This window comes from Rhodococcus sp. P4_E4 (genome assembly GCF_056401575.1).
On the sequence record NZ_JBFUJB010000019.1, the window covers coordinates 1 to 16,012 of the forward strand.

The 16,012-nt window shown below is 63.5% G+C and carries 15 protein-coding genes and 1 rRNA gene; all 16 read left to right on the forward strand.

Annotation, left to right across the window (positions count from 1 at the left end; translation table 11 throughout):
• Window positions 1-30 precede the first annotated feature (30 nt).
• The 16 genes from rrf to AC1DVN_RS20425 all read left to right on the forward strand — a co-directional run bounded on the left by rrf (window position 31) and on the right by AC1DVN_RS20425 (window position 16,012).
• Window positions 31-147, forward strand: a 5S ribosomal RNA gene (gene rrf / locus AC1DVN_RS20350).
• A gap of 61 nt (window positions 148-208) precedes the next feature.
• Window positions 209-1,150 carry a tetratricopeptide repeat protein gene (locus AC1DVN_RS20355; RefSeq protein ID WP_073513327.1) on the forward strand — a complete coding sequence of 314 codons (942 nt, stop codon included), beginning with the start codon at window positions 209-211 and terminating at the stop codon, window positions 1,148-1,150.
• Window positions 1,147-2,130: an HAD-IIA family hydrolase gene (locus AC1DVN_RS20360; RefSeq protein ID WP_060939849.1), complete on the forward strand. Its 984-nt coding sequence runs from the start codon at window positions 1,147-1,149 to the stop codon at window positions 2,128-2,130. Before AC1DVN_RS20355 ends, AC1DVN_RS20360 begins: the two co-directional genes overlap by 4 nt.
• Window positions 2,131-2,206: 76 nt before the next feature.
• Window positions 2,207-2,449, forward strand: a complete 243-nt coding sequence (locus tag AC1DVN_RS20365) for a hypothetical protein (RefSeq protein ID WP_019748595.1) — start codon at window positions 2,207-2,209, stop codon at window positions 2,447-2,449.
• A 1-nt stretch (window position 2,450) separates the two neighbouring features.
• On the forward strand, window positions 2,451-3,308 hold the full coding sequence (locus AC1DVN_RS20370) for a TlyA family RNA methyltransferase (RefSeq protein WP_060939850.1): 858 nt from the start codon (window positions 2,451-2,453) through the stop codon (window positions 3,306-3,308).
• Window positions 3,305-4,252: an NAD kinase gene (locus tag AC1DVN_RS20375; protein ID WP_019748593.1), complete on the forward strand. Its 948-nt coding sequence runs from the start codon at window positions 3,305-3,307 to the stop codon at window positions 4,250-4,252. Before AC1DVN_RS20370 ends, AC1DVN_RS20375 begins: the two co-directional genes overlap by 4 nt.
• Before the next feature lie 2 nt (window positions 4,253-4,254).
• Window positions 4,255-6,033, forward strand: coding sequence for a DNA repair protein RecN (recN, locus tag AC1DVN_RS20380; RefSeq protein WP_477994168.1), 1,779 nt, complete (start codon window positions 4,255-4,257; stop codon window positions 6,031-6,033).
• A gap of 86 nt (window positions 6,034-6,119) precedes the next feature.
• Complete coding sequence (steA, locus tag AC1DVN_RS20385) at window positions 6,120-7,304, forward strand: putative cytokinetic ring protein SteA (RefSeq protein WP_020907868.1); 1,185 nt, start codon at window positions 6,120-6,122, stop codon at window positions 7,302-7,304.
• Complete coding sequence (locus AC1DVN_RS20390) at window positions 7,301-8,254, forward strand: copper transporter (protein ID WP_019748590.1); 954 nt, start codon at window positions 7,301-7,303, stop codon at window positions 8,252-8,254. Before steA ends, AC1DVN_RS20390 begins: the two co-directional genes overlap by 4 nt.
• 156 nt (window positions 8,255-8,410) lie before the next feature.
• The gene (locus AC1DVN_RS20395; protein ID WP_003946139.1) at window positions 8,411-10,171 is read left to right on the forward strand and encodes a CTP synthase; all 1,761 of its coding nucleotides are present in this window, start codon (window positions 8,411-8,413) and stop codon (window positions 10,169-10,171) included.
• Between the two features lie 6 nt (window positions 10,172-10,177).
• The gene (locus AC1DVN_RS20400; RefSeq protein WP_020907867.1) at window positions 10,178-10,810 is read left to right on the forward strand and encodes an NUDIX domain-containing protein; all 633 of its coding nucleotides are present in this window, start codon (window positions 10,178-10,180) and stop codon (window positions 10,808-10,810) included.
• 1 nt (window position 10,811) lies between these two features.
• The gene (gene xerD / locus AC1DVN_RS20405; protein ID WP_019748588.1) at window positions 10,812-11,735 is read left to right on the forward strand and encodes a site-specific tyrosine recombinase XerD; all 924 of its coding nucleotides are present in this window, start codon (window positions 10,812-10,814) and stop codon (window positions 11,733-11,735) included.
• Between the two features lie 143 nt (window positions 11,736-11,878).
• Window positions 11,879-12,892: a ParA family protein gene (locus AC1DVN_RS20410; protein ID WP_020969711.1), complete on the forward strand. Its 1,014-nt coding sequence runs from the start codon at window positions 11,879-11,881 to the stop codon at window positions 12,890-12,892.
• Window positions 12,892-13,764, forward strand: a complete 873-nt coding sequence (locus tag AC1DVN_RS20415) for a segregation and condensation protein A (RefSeq protein ID WP_095996185.1) — start codon at window positions 12,892-12,894, stop codon at window positions 13,762-13,764. The genes AC1DVN_RS20410 and AC1DVN_RS20415 overlap by 1 nt, the downstream gene beginning before the upstream one ends.
• Window positions 13,761-14,489 carry an SMC-Scp complex subunit ScpB gene (gene scpB / locus AC1DVN_RS20420; RefSeq protein WP_269577159.1) on the forward strand — a complete coding sequence of 243 codons (729 nt, stop codon included), beginning with the start codon at window positions 13,761-13,763 and terminating at the stop codon, window positions 14,487-14,489. Before AC1DVN_RS20415 ends, scpB begins: the two co-directional genes overlap by 4 nt.
• A gap of 77 nt (window positions 14,490-14,566) precedes the next feature.
• Window positions 14,567-16,012, forward strand: a complete 1,446-nt coding sequence (locus AC1DVN_RS20425) for a pseudouridine synthase (protein ID WP_477994169.1) — start codon at window positions 14,567-14,569, stop codon at window positions 16,010-16,012.

Below are 16,012 nucleotides of genomic sequence, written 5' to 3' on the forward strand. Positions count from 1 at the left end.
AGGTTGGTTACTGTGACAGTTTCATAGAGTTACGGCGGTCATAGCGAAGGGGAAACGCCCGGTCCCATTCCGAACCCGGAAGCTAAGCCCTTCAGCGCCGATGGTACTGCACTCGACAGGGTGTGGGAGAGTAGGACACCGCCGAACACCCGTTAACCGAAAGGGGACCCAACATATTGGGTCCCCTTTCGTGCGTTGTATGAGAGGAATGACTGTGTCGGAGAATGGCGACGAGCGTCGGTCCTTCCGTGGGGGAGGAGCGCCTCGATCAGGTGGCCCCCGTCGTGACAACGACGGGCGTGGATCACGCGGCGCTGCAGGCGGAGACCGCCGCGGTGGTGCCGGAGACAACAACCGTGGCGGTGCTGGAAACAGTAACCGTGGCGGCGGATTCAACGGCGGACAGCGTCGCGGCGGCGAGGGTGGGTTCACCCCTCGTGGACGCGACGGCGACCGCAACCGTCAGCAAGCACGACCTGACGAACCGGATTTGCCCGACAACGTAGAGCCCACCGAGTTGGATCCGGCCGTTCGTCGGGATCTGCTCAGCCTCGACAAGGACAACGCCAACACAGTTGCGCGTCACCTGGTCATGGCAGGCAAGCTTGTCGACGAAGACCCGGAACTTGCACTGCTCCACGCTCGTGCTGCTCGTCAGCGCGCCGGCCGAATTGCGGTGGTTCGTGAAGCTGCTGGAATCACCGCGTACCACGCCGGTGAATGGGCTGAAGCTCTCTCCGAGCTTCGTGCTGCCCGTCGAATGGCTGGTGGACCGGGTCTGATCGCTGTCATGGCCGACTGCGAACGCGGTTTGGGTCGACCCGAACGCGCCATCGAGCTCGGCCGTAGCGACGAGGCTGCCCTGCTTTCCGGCGACGAGGCTTCGGAGTTGAGGATCGTGGTCGCCGGCGCCCGCATGGATCTCGGTCAGTTCGATCAGGCAGTTGTCACACTGCAGACCAAGGATCTGGACGCAGCGCGTACCGGTGAAGCGGCGGCTCGGCTTTTCTATGCGTACGCTGATGCCCTCGTTGCAGCAGGTCGTGTCGAAGACGGATTGAAGTGGTTCCTCAATGCTGCAGCTGCAGACCTCGAGGGTGACACGGATGCTGAAGAACGGGTGGCCGAGTTGACCGGAGAAGATCAGTGACCGTGCTTCGTACTCAGTACGACGTACTTTTGCTCGATCTCGACGGCACGCTGTACGCCGGAGCTCATGCGATTCCCGGCACCCAGGCTGCGTTGGGTCAGGGTACGCAGGCTTTGTACTACGTGACCAACAATGCGAGTCGCTCGCCTTCGGCAGTGTCCGCGCATCTGACCGAACTCGGTTTCGATTCCGAAGACGATCGCGTGGTCACCAGTTCTCAGACGGCGGTGCGTCTGTTGGCTGAGCGTCTCGAACCCGGTGCCGCTGTACTCGTCGTCGGTACAGATGCATTGGCCGACGAGGTGACGCGCGTCGGTTTGCTTCCGGTGCGCGAATTCGCGGATTCCCCGGTTGCAGTCGTCCAAGGACATTCGACGGAGACCAACTGGTCGATCCTCGCCGAGGCATGCTTGGCGATCAGGGCCGGGGCGCTGTGGGTGGCTGCGAACCTGGACACCACACTGCCGTCGGAACGGGGTTTGGTGCTCGGCAACGGCTCGATGGTGGCGGCTCTGCGCGCCGCCACGAGGCAGGAACCCTTGGTGGCAGGCAAGCCTGCTGCACCGCTGATGGAGGATGCGCTTGCACGCAGTGGGTGCTCGCGTCCACTGGTCGTCGGTGATCGCTTGGACACTGATATCGAAGGCGCACATGCTGTTTCGATCGACTCACTGTTGGTACTGACCGGTGTGAGCACGCCGGGCGACGTACTGCGGGCGCCGATTGAGCAGCGCCCCACCTACATTGCAGCAACTCTGGATTCGCTCAATCAGCCGGCCGTCGAATCGCTGGTCGGTTCGGACTCCAAGTGGTCTGTCTCCGTGAACGGGTCGGCGCTGGTTGTCGACGGCCCGGTTGTCGGGGACGAGATGTCGCTTCTACGTGCGGTTGCGCCTGTCGCATGGGCTAATCCGTCGTTCCAGACCCTGGAAGCGTCGGATGCCGGCGTGGCGGATCTGTTTGCTTCCTGGCTGGCCTGATTTCTCGCATATGTGTTCGACTCGCGGGGGTGCGGGTGTATGCGCAACGGAGAGTCATGCACTAACGTTGTGCCCGATGAGCACGCCGACACCGCACCCCGGAAACTCGAGCAACGGATCACCGCTGCCCGGGTCACGCCCTACCGTCGATCCGGAACGAATACGTTCTGACGTCGACGGTTTGCTGGCACGCCTCGGCGGCATCGAACACGATCCGAACGATCATCACGGAGCAGGTGTGATTCCGCAGAAGGCACATATTTTGGAACAGGCACACGAGGTGCTCGTCCAGGCACTCGCCTCTGTGGACAGGGCTTGACGTGGCACGTAGAGCACGGGTGGACGCCGAATTGGTCCGTCGCGGTCTGGCACGATCGAGAGATCATGCGCAAGAACTGATCTCCGCGGGCCGAGTTCTCATTTCCGGAGCCGTTGCGACCAAGCCCGCGACGGCGATCGAAGCCGGAACGCCACTTCGGGTCGTCGAGGTGGAGCAGGAAGTTTCGTGGGCGTCGCGCGGTGCTCACAAACTGATCGGTGCCCTTGACGCCTTCGGTACCGAAGGATTGACGGTCGAAGGTCGCCGGTGCCTCGACGCCGGCGCTTCCACCGGCGGGTTCACGGACGTTCTGCTGACACGCGGTGCGAAGGAAGTTGTCGCCGTCGACGTCGGTTACGGCCAATTGGTGTGGCGCCTACAGTCCGACGACCGAGTGCATGTCATCGACCGAACCAATGTTCGCGCTATCGATGCCGAGACGATCGGCGGAACTGTCGATCTCGTTGTCGCGGACCTGTCGTTCATCTCTCTCAAACTGGTACTCGGGGCGTTTGTCGCCTGTACCGCTGACGGCGCGGACCTGGTTCCGATGGTCAAGCCTCAGTTCGAGGTGGGCAAGGACCGCGTCGGTGCCGGTGGCGTCGTACGAGATCCGGAACTGCGAATCTCCGCTGTGCTCGACGTGTCGGAGGCTGCTGCAAAGGTAGGTCTGCGGACGTTAGGTGTCGTGGCCAGCCCATTGCCCGGTCCGTCGGGAAATGTCGAGTATTTCCTGTGGCTTCGAAAGACGGGTACATCCGGCGACGAAGAGACGGTTACCGACACCGAGACGAACACCGAGGGAGTTCCCACGGTGGAGGACATGATTCGCAAGGCTGTAGAGGAAGGGCCCCAGTGAACGCGGTCACGAACGGCGAGTCGCGCGAGATCCTTCTTGTCGCACACCCTGGTCGACGTGACATCACGGAAACTGCCAAGCGGGTCGGGAAGATCTTCGAGCGCGCGGGAATCGGACTGCGAGTCCTCGTCGACGAAGCAGACAGCTCGCGCATCGAAGCAATGACGGAACCCGAGGGTTTCTCTGCGCCGGGTCTCGACGTCACGGTTGTTCATCCCGGCCCTGATGCTGCCGTTGGATGCGAGTTGGTACTTGTCCTCGGTGGCGACGGCACGTTTCTGCGCGCCGCCGAACTTGCTCAAGAAGCGTCCATTCCGGTACTGGGCATCAACCTCGGACGGATCGGATTTCTGGCAGAGACCGAGGCCGAGCATCTCGACGAGGCTCTCGCACAAGTAGTTCGCAAGGAATATCGCGTTGAGTCTCGCATGACACTCGACGTCGTGATTCGGGTGGACGACGAGATCATCGACCGCGGGTGGGCGCTCAACGAGGCCAGTATCGAGAACCGTTCGCGTCTGGGAGTTCTCGAAGTTGTCCTCGAAGTCGACGGCAGACCGGTGTCTGCGTTCGGTTGCGACGGTGTTCTCGTGTCCACTCCCACAGGCTCGACCGCTTATGCATTTTCCGCAGGCGGCCCCGTCGTGTGGCCCGAACTCGAAGCATTGCTCGTCGTACCCAGCAACGCGCATGCGCTGTTCGCGCGGCCGCTGGTTACCAGCCCGAATTCGATCATCGCGGTGGAGACCGTCGCAGGCAGCCACGACGGCCTGGTCTTCTGCGACGGCCGTCGTACCTTGGAACTGCCTGCCGGCGCTCGCGTCGAGATCGTTCGCGGCGCCACTCCCGTCAAGTGGGTCCGGTTGGACTCTGCGCCTTTCGCTGATCGGATGGTTCGCAAGTTCGAGCTTCCGGTTACCGGATGGCGAGGAAGGAAGCCTTAATCGTGCTCGCAGAGATCCGTATCGACAGTCTTGGTGTGATCTCCGAGGCCAGCGCCCAGTTTCACGAGGGCCTGACCGTCCTGACCGGTGAAACCGGCGCAGGTAAAACGATGGTCGTCACCAGCTTGCACCTCCTCAGCGGAGCGCGAGCGGATGCCGGTCGAGTGCGGTTGGGCGCGTCGCGAGCCGTTGTCGAAGGACGATTCTTCGCCGACGACGTCTCACCGGCCACCGAGCGTGAGATCGTCCGAATCCTGGAATCGTCCGGCGCCGAGCGCGACGAAGACGGGACCATCATCGCCGTGCGGACAGTCGGCAGCGATGGGCGGTCTCGGGCTCATCTCGGCGGACGAAGCGTGCCGGCGGGAGTTCTCTCCGAATTCACGGACCCACTTCTGACTGTCCACGGACAGAACGATCAGCTGCGATTGCTTCGTCCCGACCAGCAACGCAACGCGCTGGACCGCTTCGGGGACAAGGCAATCGGAACGCTGCTGACGAGGTACCGCAAACACCGTCGTGAATGGCTCGATGCTCGTTCGGAGTTGATCGAGCGCACGTCGAAGGCTCGTGAACTGGCACAAGAAGCAGATCAGTTGACCTTCGCGCTCAACGAAATCGACGGCGTGGCACCCGAGCCCGGCGAGGACACGGCGATCGTTGCCGAAGTTCGTCGACTCAGTGAACTCGATTCGCTCCGCTCGGCTGCGGAAGAGGCGCACGCTGCGCTCGCCGGTAGTGACGACATGGCAAGCGGCGACGTCGGTGTCATGCCGGCGCTAGACCTGATGTCCGAAGCGAGGGCGCGCATCGAGTCGGTCACCGACGCCGATCTGGACGGCCTCGGTTCCCGGTTGGCCGACGCTATTGCTGTCGTCACCGACGTTGCCGGTGACCTGAACACCTACTTGTCCGGGCTGCCCGCAGACCCGGGTGCTCTGGACTCTTTGTTGTCGCGGCAATCGGAACTGAAGACTCTGACTCGCAAGTACGCCGCCGATGTCGACGGTGTTCTCGAATGGGCAGATACTGCTCGCGCTCGTCTATCCAAACTCGACGTGTCCTCGGATGCGTTGTCACTGTTGGCCAAGCAGGTCGAGGAGACGGCTGGCCTGACCGCGGAAGCCGCTACCAAGCTGAGCGCCGCGCGAGTCAAGGCGGCGGCAAAGCTCGCCAAAGCCGTCAGCGCGGAACTCGCCGGTCTGGCGATGGGACGTGCGGGCCTCGAAGTGACTGTGCGTTCGCAGCCTGCCGGCCCGCAGGACTCGGCGCCGCTCAGTGTCGGGGGAGTAGACCTGCATGCCGGGTCTGCCGGCGTCGACGAGGTGGAATTTCGCCTGTCAGCGCACAGTGGGGCACCGTCACTTCCGATCAGCAAGAGCGCTTCCGGTGGCGAGCTGTCACGCGTCATGCTGGCGCTCGAGGTTGTTCTCGCTGGTAGCGACACCGGTGCGACGATGGTTTTCGACGAGGTGGACGCGGGGGTCGGTGGCCGCGCTGCTGTCGAGATCGGCCGCCGATTGGCGAAACTTGCTCGCACGCATCAGGTTATCGTTGTCACCCACCTTCCGCAGGTTGCTGCGTTTGCCGACACCCACCTCGTGGTGGACAAGGTCGACGACAAAGGCGGAGTGGTGAGCAGTGGCGTGCGGACCTTGTCGGATTCGGATCGGGTGGTCGAATTGGCCCGTATGTTGGCAGGGCTGGACGACACCGAAACCGGTCGTGCGCACGCCGAAGAACTGCTCGAGATCGCGAATGCGGCCCGCGTCACAGATTGAAGGTTCTGTGGTGTTGGTGTGACTGATGTGGTAGTTGTCGGCGCGCCTCCACCGGTCAACGCGGTTTCAGGTTCATCATCGAAGCCATGAAGATGCCCGGATTGCTCTCACGTAACACCGAATCCTTGCCTGGGATCAGTGGCATCGCCAGGGCCGATCGGAACACGGCGAAGCTTCTGCGCCGTGTCGGTCCTGGAGACATCGTGATCCTCGACGAAATCGACATCGATCGCCGGACCGCCGATGCTCTGGTGAAAGCCGGAGTCATGGCCGTGGTCAACGCGTCGCCGTCGATTTCGGGGCGGTACCCCAACCTCGGACCGGAAGTGATCGTCGCCAACGACATCGTTCTGATCGATGCCGTCGACGGTGATGTCTTCAAGAACATCAAGGACGGAAGCAAGATCCGCCTGCACGAGGGCGAGATCTTCAACGGCGAGAAGAGCCTCGTCAAGGGCGAAGAGCAGACCGAGGCCGAAATCTCCGACCGGATGATCGAGGCCAAGACCGGCCTGGTCGATCACTTGGAAGCGTTCTCGGGTAACACCATCGAGTTCATCCGCACCGAAAGCCCGTTGCTCATCGACGGAATCGGTGTTCCGGACATCGATATCGACTTGAAGGACCGCCATGTCGTGGTCGTCTCCGACGGCCCCGAACGCGAGACCGATCTGAAGAACCTCAAGCCCTTCATCAAGGAGTATTCGCCGATCCTGATCGGTGTCGGCGCAGGTGCGGACGTGTTGAGCAAGGCCGGATACCGCCCCGATCTGATCGTGGGCGACCCGGAGGAAATCACCAGTTCCACGCTCAAGTCCGGCGCGGAAGTTGTTCTGCCTGCAGACCAGGACGGTCATGCGGCGGGGCTTTCCCGAATCCAGGATCTCGGTATCGGGGCGATGACGTTCCCGGCGACCTGCTCACCGACCGACCTTGCCCTGCTGCTTGCCGATCACCACGGAGCTTCACTGATCGTGACGGTCGGCAACGTGGTGTCCTTGGACGAGTTCTTCGACCGTGGGCGTCGTGAAAGCAATCCGTCGGCGTTCATGACACGGCTCAAGGTTGGACCGAAACTGGTCGATGCCAAGGCTGTGGCAACGCTGTATCGAAGTCGAGTGTCCGGCGGCGCGATCGCGCTACTGGTGCTCGCCGCCCTGGTGGCAGTGATCGTCGCCCTGGTCGTGTCCAATGCCGGTAGTGAAGTTCTCGACTGGGCAATCGCAACGTGGAACAGCTTCGCGCTGTGGGTTCAGGGGCTCTTCAAGTGATTTCGATGCGTCAACATGCAATTTCCATAGCGGCAATCTTTCTGGCACTCGCGATCGGCGTGGTGCTCGGTTCCGGAATGCTGTCGAGTGGATTGCTGTCCGGTCTGCGTGACGACAAGGCGGACCTGCAGAACGAGATCGAAGACCTCAATCAACAGTCCAATCAGCTTCAGCAGCAACTCAATTCCGCGGACGGCTTCGATGCCGCTGTCGGCGGTCGCGTCGTGCGTGACAGTCTCGCTGGTCGCACCGTCGTCGTCATCACGGCACCGGACGCGGATCCCAGTGATCTCGACGGTGTCAACCGACTCGTCACTGCCGCCGGCGGCGCCGTGACCGGACGCGTCTCGCTCACCGATTCGTTTGTCGACGCCACCGGCGGTGACCGTTTGCGGACTGTCGTCACCAATGTCATCCCTGCGGGGATCACCCTCAAGACCGGTGCGGTCGATCAGGGCAGTCTCGCAGGTGATCTGCTCGGTTCGGTTCTGCTTCTCAACGGGCAGAACAGCGAACCCCAGAGCACTCCGGACGAGATGAATCTCGCGCTCGACTCGCTGCGTAGCGCCGGTTTCATCAGCTACGACGACGGAGCGGTCAAGCCGGCTCAGCTCGCCGTGGTCCTCACCGGCGACAACAAGAGTGAATCCGACGCAGCCACGGGTAACCGCGGCGCCGTCATCGCCCGGTTTGCCGGTGCTCTCGACGGACGCGGCGCAGGAACGATTCTCGCGGGCCGGCCTGGCTCGGCCGAGGGCAGTGGTCCGGTTGCCGTCGCGCGTGCGGACGCGGCGCTCTCAGCGGGCTTGACGACCATCGACAACATCGACCGGGAATCGGGCAAGATCACGACGCCGTTGGCACTTCAGGAACAGTTGAACGGCGGCGCCGGCCGCTACGGCACGGGACCGGGAGCGGCGGCGGTTACCGTCGGCGCACCCACCAACTGAACACCCCGGTATTGATACGCCGGTCACATCGGGGGCGGAAAGTCGGCGCGTTGTAGGCACCGACCCCCGATAGGTGTTACCGTGAAATCCCGTGGGTCGGCAGGCCCCAGCATGCTTCATCAGACCAAGCCCTGCACAGTCGTCACGGGAGCCCCTTTGCCACAGTCACGCACTAACACGCGTACCGCCACCAAGCACATCTTCGTCAGCGGAGGTGTAGCTTCCTCGCTCGGCAAAGGTTTGACCGCCTCGAGCCTGGGACAGTTGTTGACCGCGCGGGGAATGCGCGTGACCATGCAGAAGCTCGATCCCTATCTCAATGTGGATCCGGGCACCATGAACCCCTTCCAGCACGGCGAGGTCTTCGTCACCGAAGACGGTGCCGAGACCGACCTCGACGTCGGGCACTACGAGCGGTTCCTCGACCGTGACCTATCCGGTCAGGCGAACGTCACCACCGGCCAGGTGTACTCGACGGTCATCGCCAAGGAACGTCGTGGCGAGTACCTCGGTGACACCGTTCAGGTCATCCCGCACATCACCGATGAGATCAAGCGTCGCATCCTCGAGATGAGCGGCCCGGATCTGCAGGGACACCGCCCGGATGTCGTGATCACCGAAATCGGTGGAACCGTCGGCGACATCGAATCGCAGCCCTTCCTCGAAGCCGCTCGCCAGGTCCGCCACGACGTCGGCCGCGACAACGTCTTCTTCCTGCACGTCTCCCTCGTGCCGTACCTCGGCCCCTCCGGAGAACTCAAGACCAAGCCCACGCAGCACTCGGTTGCGTCGTTGCGCAGCATCGGCATTCAGCCCGACGCGCTGATCCTTCGTTGCGATCGTGACGTTCCGCAGGGCCTCAAGAACAAGATCGCGCTGATGTGCGACGTGGACGTCGACGCCTGCATCTCGACGCCCGACGCTCCCTCGATCTACGACATCCCGAAGGTTCTGCACCGTGAGGGCCTCGACGCCTACGTCGTTCGCCAGCTCGGTCTCCCGTTCCGCGACGTCGACTGGACCGTGTGGGGCAACCTCCTCGATCGTGTTCACCAGCCGCGTGAGACCGTGCGCGTCGCGTTGGTCGGCAAGTACGTCGACCTGCCCGACGCATACCTCTCCGTCACCGAGGCACTGCGCGCCGGTGGATTTGCCAACCGGTCGAAGGTCGAGATCTCCTGGGTCCCGTCGGACGCCTGTGAGACGGAAGCCGGAGCGCAGGCCGCTCTCGGTGACGTCGACGGTGTTCTGATCCCGGGCGGCTTCGGCATCCGCGGCATCGAGGGCAAGCTCGGCGCGATCCGTTTCGCACGTTCACGCAAGCTGCCGCTGCTGGGTCTGTGCCTGGGTCTGCAGTGCGTCGTCATCGAAGCTGCTCGCAGCGTCGGCCTCGACGATGCCAACTCGGCCGAGTTCGAGCCGGACACCAAGCACCCGGTCATCTCCACGATGGCTGATCAGGAAGACGTCATCGCCGGTGACGCCGACCTCGGTGGCACCATGCGTCTGGGTGCATACCCGGCCGTGCTGACCAAGGGTTCCGTCGTCGCTCAGGCCTACGGAACCGAGGACGTCTCCGAGCGTCACCGTCACCGCTACGAGGTCAACAACACCTACCGCGACCGGATTGCCAAGTCCGGCTTGCAGTTCAGCGGAACCTCGCCGGACGGTCACCTGGTCGAGTTCGTCGAGTACCCGCGTGAGCAGCATCCGTTCTTCGTTGCCACCCAGGCACACCCGGAGCTCAAGAGTCGCCCGACGCGCCCGCACCCGCTGTTCGCCGCCTTCGTCGAAGCAGCGTTGACGTACAAGCTCGAAGAGCGCCTGCCCGTCGACGTCCACGGTGACGAGAAGATCGACACCGCTGCCACCGAGACAGCGCTCGACGCTGCAGTCGAGAACGTGGAAAAGGTCTAGCCACAGATGAGCGATCCCGGTCGGCACGAATTCGACACCCTCGGCTCCAAGACGGTCTACACCGGCGCGATCATCGCGTTGCGCGTCGACACCGTTGCGATGCCTGGTGGTCAGCGTGCCGATCGGGAAGTCGTCGAACACCACGGCGCCGTTGCCGTCGTAGCACTGGACGAGCACGACAACCTGGTGCTGATTCACCAGTACCGTCACCCGCTCGGGCACCGGTTGTGGGAAATCCCTGCCGGTCTGCTCGACGCTGCGGGGGAGAGCCCGGTCGAGGCGGCAGCGCGCGAGCTGGGCGAAGAAACCGGACTCGGCGCCGATCGATGGTCGGTGCTGGTCGATGTAGCTCTCTCACCCGGGTTCACGGACGAGGCGGTTCGCGTCTTCCTCGCCGAGGGGCTGCACGAGGTGGAGCGCGACGATCCCGAACACGAAGAAGCCGATCTCGAGATTTCGCGAGTTCCGCTCGCCGACGCCGTCGACATGGCGCTGCGCGGCGACATCGTCAATGCCACCGCGGTATCGGGCATTCTCGCGATCGCTACCGCACGCTCGACGGGAAAGCCGCTGCGCCCCGCCGACGCACCGTGGCCCGATCGTCCTCGCGCATTCGGAGAACGCAAGTCGCGAGCCTGAAGTGCTTGCCCGACAGGTGGACTCGTATCTCGACCATCTAGCGGTCGAGCGAGGATCTGCGCGCAACACTCTGCTTTCGTATCGCCGCGACCTGAATCGGTATGCGGAGTACCTGAACGGGCGCGGCATCGACGACGTCGCGGGCGTGACGGAGAACGACGTCACCGAATTCGTGACACATCTGCGCCTGGGTGACAAAGATGCCGGCGTCGTACCGTTGGCGGCCAGTTCGGCAGCGAGGACCCTGATCGCGGTCCGCGGATTCCACAAGTTCTCCGCCGCCGAGGGCCTGGTCGGTGTCGATGTGGCTCGGACGGTCAAGCCGCCGACGCCCGGACGCAAGTTGCCCAAAGCTCTGCCGCTCGACGACGTGATCGCCCTACTCGACGCTTCGGGTGGCGGTGCGGCCGGTGACGGGCCCCGCGACCTGAGGGATCGCGCTCTCTTAGAGCTTCTGTACTCGACCGGAGCACGCATCACCGAGGCGATCGATCTGGACGTCGACGACATCGACACCGAAACCCGTTCCGTGCTGCTCAAGGGCAAGGGCGGCAAGCAGCGGATCGTCCCCGTCGGCAGGCCGGCGATCGCCGCCGTCGACGCGTATCTCGTCCGCGGGCGCCCCAGCCTCGCGACGCGTGGTGTTCCTGCCCTCTTTCTCAACGCTCGCGGGGGACGCCTCTCGCGTCAGAGTGCATGGCAGATTCTTCAGGACGCGGCCGCGTCGGCCGGGATCAAGGCGGACGTCTCACCCCATACGCTCAGGCACTCGTTTGCCACACACCTGCTCGACGGCGGCGCGGACGTACGCGTCGTGCAGGAACTTCTCGGTCACGCTTCGGTAACCACGACGCAGATCTACACACTGGTCACCGTCACAGCGCTGCGCGAAGTGTGGGCTCAGGCACACCCACGCGCCCGTTAGGCGTTGGTTGGCTCATGCGTGTCTGCGAGACCATTCGGTGATGTAAGCGGTAGCGTTCAAGGAGCGCGAGCGGCCTCCACCGCAGTTTCGGGGGTTTGCCGGCGCCGAGAGCAACCGCCGAAAGAGTAGGGGAGCATCGGACCGTGTCGACATCGCAGCCACCAGCGGCGGAGTCCGCGCCGCCGCATGTCAATGCCCAACTCTTCGAGCGCGTGAACGAATCAGCACCAGCTGTACCCTCCGAACCAGAGGCGATGTTCGAAATAGATACGACGCCAGTAGCCTCTCCACCTGCGGAAACCCCTGCTGTTTCCACGGAAGAACTCGGTCCGACGGGCCGGCCGGTCCGCGAGGTACCCCAACCGACACCGTTGGCGCACCACGGACCCGCGATGATCATCGCGATGTGCAACCAGAAGGGCGGCGTCGGCAAGACGACGTCGACCATCAACCTGGGCGCGTCGTTGGCCGAATACGGTCGCCGAGTGCTCTTGGTGGATCTCGATCCCCAAGGAGCGTTGTCTGCTGGTCTGGGCGTTCAGCATCACGACCTGGAACTGACCGTCCACAATCTCCTGGTCGAACCGCGTGTGTCCATCGACGACGTTTTGATGCGCACTCGGGTGGACGGTCTGGACCTGCTCCCCAGCAACATCGACCTTTCGGCCGCCGAGATTCAATTGGTCACCGAGGTCGGGCGTGAGCAGACTTTGGGGCGCGTGCTGCACCCGGTTCTCGATCGGTACGACTACGTGCTCATCGACTGCCAGCCGTCGCTTGGCCTGCTCACGGTGAATGCGCTGGCGTGCGCCGATTCGGTCATCATTCCGATGGAATGCGAGTACTTCAGCCTCCGCGGCCTGGCACTTCTCAACGACACCGTCGAAAAGGTGCACGACCGTCTCAATCCGAAGCTCGAGTTGGCCGGCATCGTCGTCACGATGTTCGACGCCCGGACCCTGCACGCTCGTGAGGTGATGGCGCGAGTGGTCGAGGTGTTCGGCGACGTCGTCTACGACACGGTGATCAACCGCACCGTTCGATTCCCCGAAACCAGCGTTGCCGGTGAGCCGATCACGACGTGGGCGCCGAAATCGGCTGGCGCCGAGGCATATCGAGCCTTGGCCCGCGAGGTCATTCACCGGTCTGGTCGTTAGTGGAACTGATTGCATCGCAAGAAGATCCGGTCGAAGTCGAGCCGGATTCGATCGATCCGAACGTGCCGACCGACGCTCAGACCGCAGCCAAGGCTGCCGGTTTTCGAGTCACTCTCCGGAACTTCGAAGGCCCGTTCGATCTGCTGTTGAACCTGATCAATCAACGGCAGCTCGACGTCACCGAAGTCGCCCTTCACACCGTCACGGACGATTTCATCGCGTACACCAAGGAACTCGGCAGTGCGATGGGCCTTGATCAGACGACGGAATTCCTGGTTGTCGCAGCTACGCTTCTGGATCTGAAAGCGGCCAGGTTGTTGCCCGCCGGGCAGGTCGAGGACGCGGAGGATCTGGCGCTTCTCGAAGCACGCGATCTCCTCTTCGCACGCCTGCTGCAGTACCGGGCGTACAAACAGGTTGCGGCGCTGTTCGGTGAGTTGGAGGAAGCAGCGCTGCGGCGCTATCCGCGCTCTGTTGCCGTCGAGGATCAGTTCACCCAACTCCTGCCCGAGGTGTTGTTGGGCGTCGACCCTCAGCGTTTTGCGGAGATCGCGGCGACGGTGTTCACACCGCGTCCGGTGCCGACAGTGGGCCTCGATCACCTCCATGTGTCCAATATCTCGATACCCGAACAGGCCGAGCGAATTCTCGAGTTGCTGCGCGAGCGAGGCATCGGGGAGTGGACACCATTCGGGGACCTCGTTGCCGAGTGCGAAATCACTGTCGAGATAGTGGCAAGGTTTCTCGCATTGCTCGAGCTGTATCGCCGGCAGGTCATCGTGTTCGAGCAACCCGAGGCCCTCGGACCGCTGATGGTGAGTTGGACCGGAGACGACCCGGCCGCGCCGGTCACAGAGGAGGACTACGGATGAATGCCGAACCGACGGAATCAGAGTCTTCGCAGCTAGACGAGATTATCGAGCCTACCGACGACGCCTCGGAGTCCGAAGAGTCTGCACCCGATTTCGACCTCGACGACGATCAACTCGACGCAGTGCTGGAGTCGCTTCTGCTTGTCGTGGATTCGCCGGCCGAAGTGAACCAACTCGCATCTGTCACCGGAACCGCACCGGAGCGCGTCGAAGAACGCCTGACGTCGATGTCGGCCGCATTGACCGCTCGCGGCAGCGGAATGGACCTTCGCTACGCGGGCGACGGATGGCGTCTGTACACGCGACAAGAGTTTGCCCCGTACGTGGAAAAGCTGCTATTGGACGGCGCACGCACCAAATTGACCAGGGCGGCATTGGAAACTTTGGCCGTAGTCGCATACCGTCAACCGTTGACTCGTGCGCGGATCAGTGCGGTACGAGGCGTCAACGTGGACGGGGTGGTACGCACCCTCCTTGCCCGCGGACTGATCGCGGAAGCCGGGCCTGACCCGGACACCAACGCGACACGGTACTCCACGACCGAACTGTTCCTCGAACGGCTCGGGCTGGCCTCGCTCAGCGAGCTCCCGGAGTTGGCCCCGCTCTTGCCTGATGTCGATCTCATCGACGACATCAGCGAAAGCCTGGAATCCGATCCGCGATTTGCGAGAATGAACAAGGCAGACGTGCCCACTGAGGTAGTGGACACCGAAGTCGACGACTGACCGGAATTCCGGCCGTCGTCAGCACCGAGAAAGACCCGACCACGCTCGGGAAACAGTAGAAAACTGACAGGAAAAAAGTGAACAATCCCGCTCGCCGTGATGGCACACCGGACCGTAACAACTCCCGCGACAACCGCGGCGCACGCAGCGATGCCCCCCGTGGTGGTCGCAGCGGCGCACGTAGCGAAGCGCCCCGTGGTGGACGCAGCAACACTTCCCGCAGTACCTCCGGATACGACCGCAACGCCGGATCCGACCGTCCCCGCACGGACGACCGTCGCGGTGGATTCAATGATGACCGTCGCCCGCCGCGCAGTGATGACCGTCGCCCTCCGCGCAGCGATGACCGTCGCCCTCCGCGCAGCGATGACCGTCGCCCGCCGCGCAGCGACGACCGTCGCCCCGCACGTACGGACGACCGTCGTGGTGGCTACAACGACGATCGGCGCGGACCGCGCACTGACGACCGCCGCGATGACCGCCGGACCCCCCACGTAGACGCCCGTCGGGCACCGCGCGGTGGCGCCGACCGTCGCAGTGACGATCAGCGCGGCGCACGCCCCGACGCTCCTCGCGGCGGCGCGTGGTCGAACGCACCTCGTGGATCCAAGTTCGACGGACCTCCGCGCAAGCGCCCGGCAGCTCCCACACCGCCGGCGACCAACAAGCGTGGCAAGCCGAAGACCGAGAAGCCGCAGCGCGTCGTCTCTCAGAACCCGTTGGTCTCCAACGCCAAGCCGGCACGTCATCAGCATGCCGAGATCACCAAGCACGACGGCCCGCCGAAGGGCGACGGCGTCCGCTTGCAGAAGGTGCTGGCTCAGGCCGGCGTCGCATCACGCCGTGCAGCTGAAGAGCTGATCGACCAGGGTCGCGTCGAGGTCGACGGCCGCATCGTGGTCGAGCAGGGTCTGCGTGTCGACCCCGAGAACGCAGTGGTTCGTGTCGACGGCGTCCGCGTCGTCGTGCAGAAGGACCTCGTCTACCTTGCGATGAACAAGCCGCGTGGCTGGCAGTGCACCATGTCCGACGATCTCGGTCGTCCGTGCGTCGGTGACATCGTCTCCGAGCGCGTTCAATCGGGTCAGCGGCTCTTCCACGTCGGCCGTCTCGACGCCGACACCGAAGGCTTGCTCCTCTTCACCAACGACGGCGATTTGGCTCACCGCCTGATGCACCCGTCGTTCGAGGTTCCGAAGACGTACCTCGCCACGGTTCACGGCGTTGTCGAGCGCAGCACCGGCAAGCAGCTGCGTGACGGTGTCACTCTCGATGACGGTCCGGCCAAGGTGGACGCATTCACCGTGCTCGAGATCAACGAGGGCAAGACGCTCGTCAAGCTTGTACTGCACGAGGGCCGTAAGCACATCGTGCGTCGTCTCCTCGATGCCGTCGGTCACCCCGTTGTCCGTCTGGTTCGCACCAACGTCGGAGTTGTCGCTCTCGGCGATCAGCGTCCGGGAACGCAGCGCGTCCTCGGACGTAGCGAGGTCGGTGGACTGTACGAGGCGGTCGGCCTGTGA

Excerpts from the sequence above, each read along its gene's own strand:
- AC1DVN_RS20355 (WP_073513327.1), top strand. The coding sequence starts at position 209 with ATGACTGTGTCGGAGAATGGCGACGAGCGTCGGTCCTTCCGTGGGGGA.
- AC1DVN_RS20365 (WP_019748595.1), top strand. The coding sequence starts at position 2,207 with ATGAGCACGCCGACACCGCACCCCGGAAACTCGAGCAACGGATCACCG.
- steA (WP_020907868.1), top strand. The coding sequence starts at position 6,120 with ATGAAGATGCCCGGATTGCTCTCACGTAACACCGAATCCTTGCCTGGG.
- AC1DVN_RS20400 (WP_020907867.1), top strand. The coding sequence starts at position 10,178 with ATGAGCGATCCCGGTCGGCACGAATTCGACACCCTCGGCTCCAAGACG.
- scpB (WP_269577159.1), top strand. The coding sequence starts at position 13,761 with ATGAATGCCGAACCGACGGAATCAGAGTCTTCGCAGCTAGACGAGATT.